This is a genomic window from Flavobacterium gelidilacus DSM 15343, from assembly GCF_000422685.1.
Classification (GTDB): domain Bacteria; phylum Bacteroidota; class Bacteroidia; order Flavobacteriales; family Flavobacteriaceae; genus Flavobacterium; species Flavobacterium gelidilacus.
In genome coordinates this window covers 1-8,759 of sequence record NZ_AUGN01000025.1, presented here as the reverse complement: position 1 = coordinate 8,759, position 8,759 = coordinate 1, and the positions used below count along the sequence as shown (strand labels likewise).

The following is an 8,759-nucleotide window of genomic DNA, read 5'->3' as shown; positions in this document are numbered from 1 at the left end:
CTTTTCACGCAGTTTTTTTAGTTCATCGTTTTTGCTCATAACTTTAGATTTAGATTCAAAGTTACTTAATTTTTTTAACCAATAGTCAATAGAACTTCGAGATACATTGTATTTATTGGAAGCGTGATTAACAGATATTTGTCCGTTATTAATTTGGTCAATGATGGAAAGTTTGAGATCAAAGCTTATTTTTTGATACTCTTTTTTTCGGCAGGGTTGTTTTTTCTGTGATGTCATAAGTGTGCTAAAAGTGTTTAATTTTTAGTCAACCTATTTCAGGACGATGCAAAAGCTTGGTATGCAACTAATGCTTTGCGACTTTACAACGTAATTGGCCAGAATCCACCATCTAGTTTGCTCATTCAAGGTTTAAATGACTTTTGTATGAATGACAATTTGACCTTTACAATTAAAAATTTTAAGCTCCAAACGACTTGTCTAATACCTCCTTCGCCACCCTATTCAGCGGCTAATAATCATATGGTGATTCAATTGATTACTTCTAATGGTTCAACATTAATAGGAGATCCACAAACTATACCGTTAACAAATCTTAATTCGATTTTTGACATTAATTTTGATATTCCAAATGATAATGGTAATGGTACTTATTTATTTATGCCAGGTACATATGGGTTAAATTTGAGTATTACGCTTAATTTATATGGTTGTACAAAAACCATAATTCTAAATAATACAGTTACTCACATTAATTTTGATGTAAGTCCTATTGCACTAGCTGGTGCAATTGAAGTAAATACTAGTTGTGATATTGAAGACCTAAACATAATAAGCACAGATGATGGTATAACAAATTTAAATTATATTTGGGAATTTTCAACAAATGGAGGTGGATCATATGCCCCTATCTCGACTGCTCCAGGATTGCCGTACTTGAATAATGTTGCTAGTTATTTTTTATCTTTTCCAGTCACAATAAGAAGAAAATCTAACGAGTTCCCACTATGTTCAAATCCTGCATATTCGAATAGTATCATTATCGATAATCCTGTTGCTCCATTCATAGAATTTGATTTACCAGAAAATTTGTGTGTCGGAGCAGATCCCTTTATCCTTCCACTAATTTCTTCCACTCAAATTACTGGAACGTGGAATACGCAACAAATTGATACTTCGATACCAGGTCTTTATACGTATACTTTTACACCTGATCCAAATCAATGTATTGTTGACACGTATACCTACGAATTAACTATTGTAGAAAATTGTGACGTATTTATATCATGGAATGCAGATGTAGGTTGTCAAGTTAGCGAGAATGATCATGATGGCCTTGCTGAGGATGTAAATATTGAAGATGGAGACTGTATAAAAGTTTGTGAGAATAGCATAATAGTATATACGCTTACAGGCATTACAAGTTTGATTGACAACACAGAGTGGTTTGTTACTGGAGGTACAATTTTATCGTATTCAAATACACATTGCGAAATTCAATGGAATGCTGGAGCTGCTTCTTATGCCTTGCAAGGCACTATCTATATGTCAGATTCAACAATTAACTACATTAATAAATGTATTGAAAAAGTAAATGCTCCATTAGCTTTGATTGGAATACTACCAACTTTAGAAGAAGAAGAATTGACATTGTGTATTAAGAGTCCTATTAACTTTCAAAATCTTTCTTTAAATAATGGTGGTAACGAAAATCTTTATTATCAATGGGATTTTGGTGATGGTACTTTTTCAACAGAATTTGAACCGATTCATCTTTATAATACTCCTGGAAATTATATTGTTACTTTAACAGTTACAAATGGTTGTAGTTGTATAGGAACAGATGAAATTTATATTAAAATTGTTGATGAGTTCATTGAAATAACTTGTCCTTCTGTAGCTTGTGAAGGCCAATTATCTACTTATTCAATTAATAATGATCTTTTAAATAATGGATGCCCTGTTCAATGGAATGTAATAGGAGGTCAAATAGTTGGTCTAGATTCAGGTGTTTCCTCTATAGAAGTAATTTGGGATGATGTTGATGATGATGGTTTTGGCTATGTATTTGTTCAATCAGATGAATGTATTGAGTGTGTGTCTTCTGTAAAAATACCAGTAGTTAAAAACAATGGAGACATTGTTGGTCAGACAAATGTTTGTCAAAGAACACAACATTTGTATTCATTACCTCAATGGCCTACAACAGAATTTAACTGGACACTTAATGATAATGGAACAGGAGCAACTTTAATAACATCTAATCAAAGAAATGAAATTTTCATAAATTCTGAAAACCCTGGTACAATTACCCTTTCTTGTCAATACTATAATACTTTATTAAATTGTGGAGGAAATGCAACAGTAACAATAAATGTAAAGCCTGAATTAAATATTTTAGGATCTCAGACAGCCTGTGCAACAAATGTTGAAAGTTATGAAATAACTTTTGATCCAACTGATCCTCCAATAAATTTAAGTTATACTATAGACGGTCCGCTTGGTTTTTCATTTACAGGTAGTTCTATATTATTTGATATTACTTACCCAGAAGCAGGTATATATACTTTTTCAATACAGTCTGACAATTACTGCTACTTAAGTAATTTTGAAGTTAAAGTAAATGCGGTAGCACCTCCTATTGGTGATATTGCTCATCCTTTTCCTTATGTAATATGTGCTGGTACTTCAATTGACTTTTATGCTTCAACTATAACACCAGACGGTACTATACATTGGTCAACAAATGATGGTACGATTTTAGGGTCAAATATTGGTAATCATATAACGGTAGTTTTTGATCCTCAACCTAGTTATTATCAAATAACTTTATGGACGGAGCATGAAGGTTGTGTTTCAGACCCTTTCGTTTGGGAACTATACAATGAACCTATCAACACTCAAATACTTAGTACAGATGTAAATGTATGTGGAAGTTCTATAGGTAATTATTCGACTAGTGAAACCGATTCTGAAATTTACATTTGGAGTATTCAACCACCAGAAGCAGGTAGCGTAGTAAATGGTCAAAATACAGACCAAGTTGAAATTCTTTGGAACCAAGAAGCTATGCCTGCAAATGTGAGACTTACAATGAGAAAATGTGGTAACGATTACATTGCTAATTTTCCGGTTAATATAACTCCAACACCGGTATTAACAATTACTCCTATTAATAATCCAGTTTGTACAGGAGCTCCAGGAGCAAGTTTTAGTTTAACATTAGACCCTGCAACTAGTTACTCTTCTTCTACTTGGGATTTTGGAGATAACACAGGATTAATCACTTTCCCTGCTGGTAGTCCTATAATACATGTATACAACGACCCTTTATTAAGTAGTACTGTTTATAATGTAACAGCTACAGTGGAAGGTGTAGATAATTGTATGTTTAATGCCACTGCTACTACTCAAATTACTATTGCACCTTCACCTATTATTGCTGTAACACCAAATAGAAATTATAGTTTGTGTGATGGAATCTTTCCAGGATTTATGAATTATTCAATAACACTACAAAATGGTGTTTTTGCAACTTCAACTGTGGAATGGTATTATAATGGTACATTGATATCGGATGATACCCCTACAATCAATGCATCTATTCCTGGTAGTTACTATGCAGTTGTGACGAATTTAGACGGATGTACTTCTACTACGCAAACTTATCATACTCTTGATTGCCCTTCAAATCCTGGTTGCGTAACCCCTCCGTTAATAGTTACAAATCAAACCAATACGAATTGCCAACAAATTGAAATTAATATTACAGACCCAGGGGCTGCTACAGGATTTACTTGGGGTAACTTGATTGGTGCTAATGCCAACGTGGTAACAGCAACTGATTCACAATATATAGCCACCAATATTGCACCTGGTTTATATCAAATACCGATCTATCCAACGTATGACCCAAGTACTGGATATTGTGAGATACCTTTTTATAGAGAATTTATTATTCCATATAGTGCAGATTTAAAATTTAATGTACAATGCAATAGTGGCAGTTATACCGTAAACCTACTTGATTACTCGGAGTACTATGCACAAACACCAATCCAGACTTTTGAGTTTACAACAGATGGTGGTGTAAATTGGACTACAGCTTCTAGTGTGGCAACTTTTAGCACAACTTTAGCACCTGGATCATATCAATTAGGGATTCGAATCGATCGTTCCGATTATCCTAGTTGTGCTTCTGATTATATTCCATTAGAGTTACCAGAGTTTCCTAATGCAGACTTTGCTATACCAACCAGTGTATGTTTAAATACAGCAATGCAATTTATAGCACCTACTAACACTGACCCTGATTTAATTTATACCTGGACATTTAGTGATGGTTCTATGAACTTACAACCAAACCCTTTTAAAACATACACTGCACCTGGATTTTATCAAGTTGTTCTTACGGTAGCAAACAGATTCGGATGTACAAGTACTTTTTCTAAAAATGTTGAGGTTATAGGAAAATCTTATGATATTGGATTTTTAGATATTGATTATGCAAATACTTGTGCTGGAGATGATTTAATTATATCCTATGATCCTGGTTTTGGAAATACTTTACCTGAATCCTATTTCTGGTATCATAATAAAATTACCGATCCTCCTTTTGCAGTCTCAACAAATTATGATAATGATATACTAGTAAATCAACCGGGACAATATTTTGTCTATGTGGCGGATGCCAATGGATGTTTAACTTATACCACAGCAGCTATTTCAGCTAGTTTTATTCCTACTCCATCACAACCACTGGTTACAGGTACTGGAACTATTTGCAAAGGATCTATTTCAAGTGTAAAAGTCCCTGTTGATCCATCAATAACTTACAAATGGTGGGTAAATGGTGTTCCACAAACAGCTTGGGACAATGACAATAGTGTTGGTATGATTCACAATACCGTGGGAGCTTACATCTATGAAGTGGTAGCGGAAATAGAAGCTGAGTCAGGTAGTTTTTGCAGTAGTTCTGTAGCCACTTTTACAGTTCATGTAATTGAAAAGCCTGATGTGCCAAGTATTGGTTTTGATTTTGATTCTTGTAGTCCTTATCACGTAAACGTATTTATTACCAACCCGCAAGCGGGCATTGACTACCATTGGAGTAATGGAGATTCAGGGGTAAGCACTGAAATGATACATGATGGACCAATAAGAGTGACAGCCAAATCGTCTAGTTGTGATGTGTCGGCACAAATTGATTTACCTTTAGACCTCTACATGCATACTTGGTACTACCCAAGAGGGTGTTATTCGTTCTGTGAACTGGAAGGAAAAGAGCAAAATTACATTATTGGCCCGTTAGTAGAATTTAATCATTGGATATGGTACCAAAATAATGACTATTACACCGGTGGTTCAGGTCAAGTTGACCCATTGACTTCACTAGAGCACGGTACCTATCAATTATATTTAGAAACCGACTATCATTGTGATATTACATTAGCAGACATAAGCATAAATAAAAAAGAATGTATGCCATGTGAAATTGATTTTCAAATTTCTGAAGTAACACCTAGAAGTAATAACGAAGGTTGTTTCTATGAAGTAAGCATTTATATTGGGAATCCAAACGGAACTACCCAAGTGAACTTAGGCTCTGTGGGGATGGATGGGTATTTTGTACCTAGTGCATTCGTGGTGCCAAATGGGGGCTCATTCTACACAGTCAACTTTTATCCGCTTAACGGTTACACAGGAGGTATCAGCTTCTTATCAATCACTGCTACTGTGGACAACGAAACCTGTTACAGTGAATTCAAATTTGAACTACCACCATTGTGCGCAGGCGTAGACAAGCAAATCAATACAAGTGGGCAATCACAATTTGGTAAAGAATTGAAATTAGTAGCTGCACCTAATCCAACAGCAGGGCATACTTCCGTATTTTTCAGTTTTGTAGAAACAAAAGGAAGCAAGAGGATAGAAGTTACGGATATGTATGGTCGAACTTTGCAGTTGATTAAAATAGACGATAATAGCGGAACGGTTGAATTTGATTGCAGTAGTTATGAAGCAGGTCAATATTTCATCCTGATGAAGCAAGAAAATCAAATTCTTAAAAATTGTAAGTTGATAATTAAATAATTTTAGTATTTTTAAAATCTTAAACCCTCTCCAAAAAAGAGGGTTTAGGGTTTCTAAAATCGAAATCCAGACAATTACATTTTTAAAATAAGTAAAATTAAAATAAATTACAAGATGAAAAAACTACTACTCCTAACACTTTTAATAAGCAATCTATCCTTTAGCCAAACCTTCCAATGGGCAAAACGTGGTGGTGGAAACAACAGTATCACAACGGGAGGTTTAACGGTAAGAGCTGAAGAAGCTATTAAAGTAGTTACCGATGCCAATAACAATATTTACACAATTTCGCGAGTTACTAGTACGGGTTTAGATGTGGATGGAAATACTAGACCTTTTTATGATAGTGGTTCAGAATTTGATTTTGTAGTAAGTAGTTTTGCATGTGATGGTAGCTACAGGTGGTCAAAAACAATTGGTGGATTTGGCTTTGAACAAATGTTTATGGAAACGGATGGTCAAGGAAATGTGTATGTAGGTGGTAGATTTGCCAATTGTGTTAATACGACCTATTTATCACAAATCGAAGGAGATGTGGTTATTTCACAAACACCACAAGACTGCAGGGTTCTCTTTTTAGTAAAGTTTGATACTAATGGAGCCATGCAATGGTTTAAAAGACCACAAAGTTCTGGCATAACAGCTTCGCAGGGATTAGGTCAGACAGCTAATTTAGGGATTCAGGTAGATAATCTAGGAAACAGCTATTGGTTAATAGCTGTCCCACCAGGGAGTTATGAAAACGGTGCTTTTATAAGTACAGAATCAACAACCAAATTTTTTGTTTTTAAATACGATACAAATGGAGCTTTTGTTAGTGCAACTTTAATGGATTTTAATTTTTCTGGTGCATTTATATATAATTTACGTTTTTATCGCAACCCTCAAACGGGTCAATATTATTTCACGAGCAATAAATCCAATTCTGGTAGTGATACTGCTACATTGGGCACATCAACTGTTGCGGGTTCTTTTTTCATTGCTAGTTACGATGCAAATGGCCAAAAATTGTGGCAGCAGGAAGATGCAGCAGGTTCTTATGGAACTAATTTTGAATCATATGATTTAGCTATTGATATGCAAAACAATATTTATTTTGCTGGAAGGATTTTTGGAGGTAACAGTGTGCAATTTATGGGCTTTACTGCAGTTGAGACTGGGGCTAAAAATTATATTGTAAAATTGAACCCAACAGGAACTAATCTATTATGGTCAACTTATCCACCCAATATAACAGGGACTTATAATAGTTGTGGTTTAGCAGTTAACGGTTCTGAAATTGGGTATACTGGAATGTGTTTTGGTACAACTTATACCTGGGGTTCTCAAAGTATTTTTGCTTCTAATCCAAATGAAGGACAAGAAGTGTTGTTTGGTCGATTTAATACAGCCACTGGTGACTGTTTAAGTTTAGTTAAAATTCCTGGTGATAATGGGTACAGTGATTCTGGTTCAGCCTTAGCAGTAGATTCATCTGGGGATTACATTATTGGTGGTGGTTTCGGTCATTTACTAACAGTTAATGGTACCACCTTAATTAATGAAGGCTCACAAACAGATTTCTTCATTGCAAAATACGCAACAACCAGTTGTTCCTTATCAACAAACGATTTTGAAAAAGAACAAGGTTTAAATTTTTATCCTAATCCTGTAAATGATATTCTAACAATTGATATTAAAGAAAATTCTAATTACATTTTATATAATCTTCAAGGAAGAATCATAAAACAAGGAAAATTATATTCATCACAAAACACTATTGATTGTAGTGATTTAGATTCAGGTTGTTATATGTTACATATTGTTGATAGTAATGATAAAAAACAAGTTGTTAAAGTATTAAAAAACTAAGCTATTGAAAAAAATAATATTCTTTTTATTGTTAATTTCTACAATTTCCCATAGCCAAACCTTTCAATGGGCAAAACGAGGTGGAGGAAACAACAGTATTACAACTGGGGGCTTAACTGTGAGAGCTGAAGAAGCCATTGATATTGTAACTGATGCTAATAATAACATTTACACAATATCAAGGGTAACTAGCACCGGATTAGATGTAGATGGTAATACCAGACCATTTTTTGACACAGGTGTAGAATTTGATTTTGTATTGAGTAGTTTTTCTTGTGATGGTACTTATCGTTGGTCAAAGACTATTGGTGGTAAAGGTTATGAAAGTATGTATTTGAGAACTGATGGTCAAGGTAATATTTATGTTGGAGGAAAGTTTGGTGCTTGTCAGGATAATACTTATCCACCACAAATAGAAGGAGATGTTGTTATATCTCAAAACCCACAAGATTGTAGTTTAATTTTTTTAGTAAAATTTAATACTAATGGTGTAATGCAATGGTTTAAAAGGCCACAAAATACAAACGTATCTACTTCTGTTGGTATTAGCCAAACGGGTTCATTAGGACTTCAGGTTGATAATATAGGAAATAGTTATTGGTTAGTGGCAGTACCACCAGGAAGTTATGAAAATGGTGCTTTTATTAGTACAGAATCAACTACCAAGTTTTTTATTTTTAAATATGATACAAATGGTGTATTTATTAGTGCTACTCTTATGGATTTTGTAATTAGTAATTCCTTTATTCAAAATCTTCGATTTTATCGTAACCCACAAACAGGTCAATATTATTTAACGAGTAATAAATCTAACTCTGGTAGTGCTACTGCTACATTGGGCACTACAACTGTTGCAG

Annotated in this window: 3 protein-coding genes and 1 pseudogene; 3 read left to right on the top strand and 1 reads right to left on the bottom strand. The window is 34.2% G+C overall.

All coding sequences use genetic code 11. The annotated features are described in order from the left end of the window. Nucleotides 1–237, bottom strand: a 237-nt coding sequence (locus tag G507_RS17550; protein ID WP_026717213.1) for a helix-turn-helix domain-containing protein, incomplete at its 3' end; no start/stop codon positions are given. A 147-nt stretch (nt 238–384) separates the two neighbouring features. On the opposite strand from G507_RS17550, the gene G507_RS0109175 reads away from it, so the two are divergent. From G507_RS0109175 to G507_RS16720, 3 genes and pseudogenes are all read left to right on the top strand, one after another. Then, a complete protein-coding gene (locus G507_RS0109175; RefSeq protein WP_026717212.1) occupies nt 385–6,051 on the top strand; it encodes a PKD domain-containing protein in 5,667 nt (1,888 codons plus the stop codon). 114 nt (nt 6,052–6,165) lie between these two features. After that, the gene (locus G507_RS0109170; protein WP_026717211.1) at nt 6,166–7,902 is read left to right on the top strand and encodes a T9SS type A sorting domain-containing protein; all 1,737 of its coding nucleotides are present in this window, start codon (nt 6,166–6,168) and stop codon (nt 7,900–7,902) included. A gap of 4 nt (nt 7,903–7,906) precedes the next feature. Continuing rightward, nucleotides 7,907–8,759, top strand: a pseudogene (locus G507_RS16720) (hypothetical protein); the annotation flags it as partial.

What these genes read in the sequence shown, in the direction of transcription:
- G507_RS0109170 (WP_026717211.1), top strand. Translation starts at nt 6,166, where the DNA reads ATGAAAAAACTACTACTCCTAACACTTTTAATAAGCAATCTATCCTTT.
- G507_RS0109175 (WP_026717212.1), top strand. Translation starts at nt 385, where the DNA reads ATGAATGACAATTTGACCTTTACAATTAAAAATTTTAAGCTCCAAACG.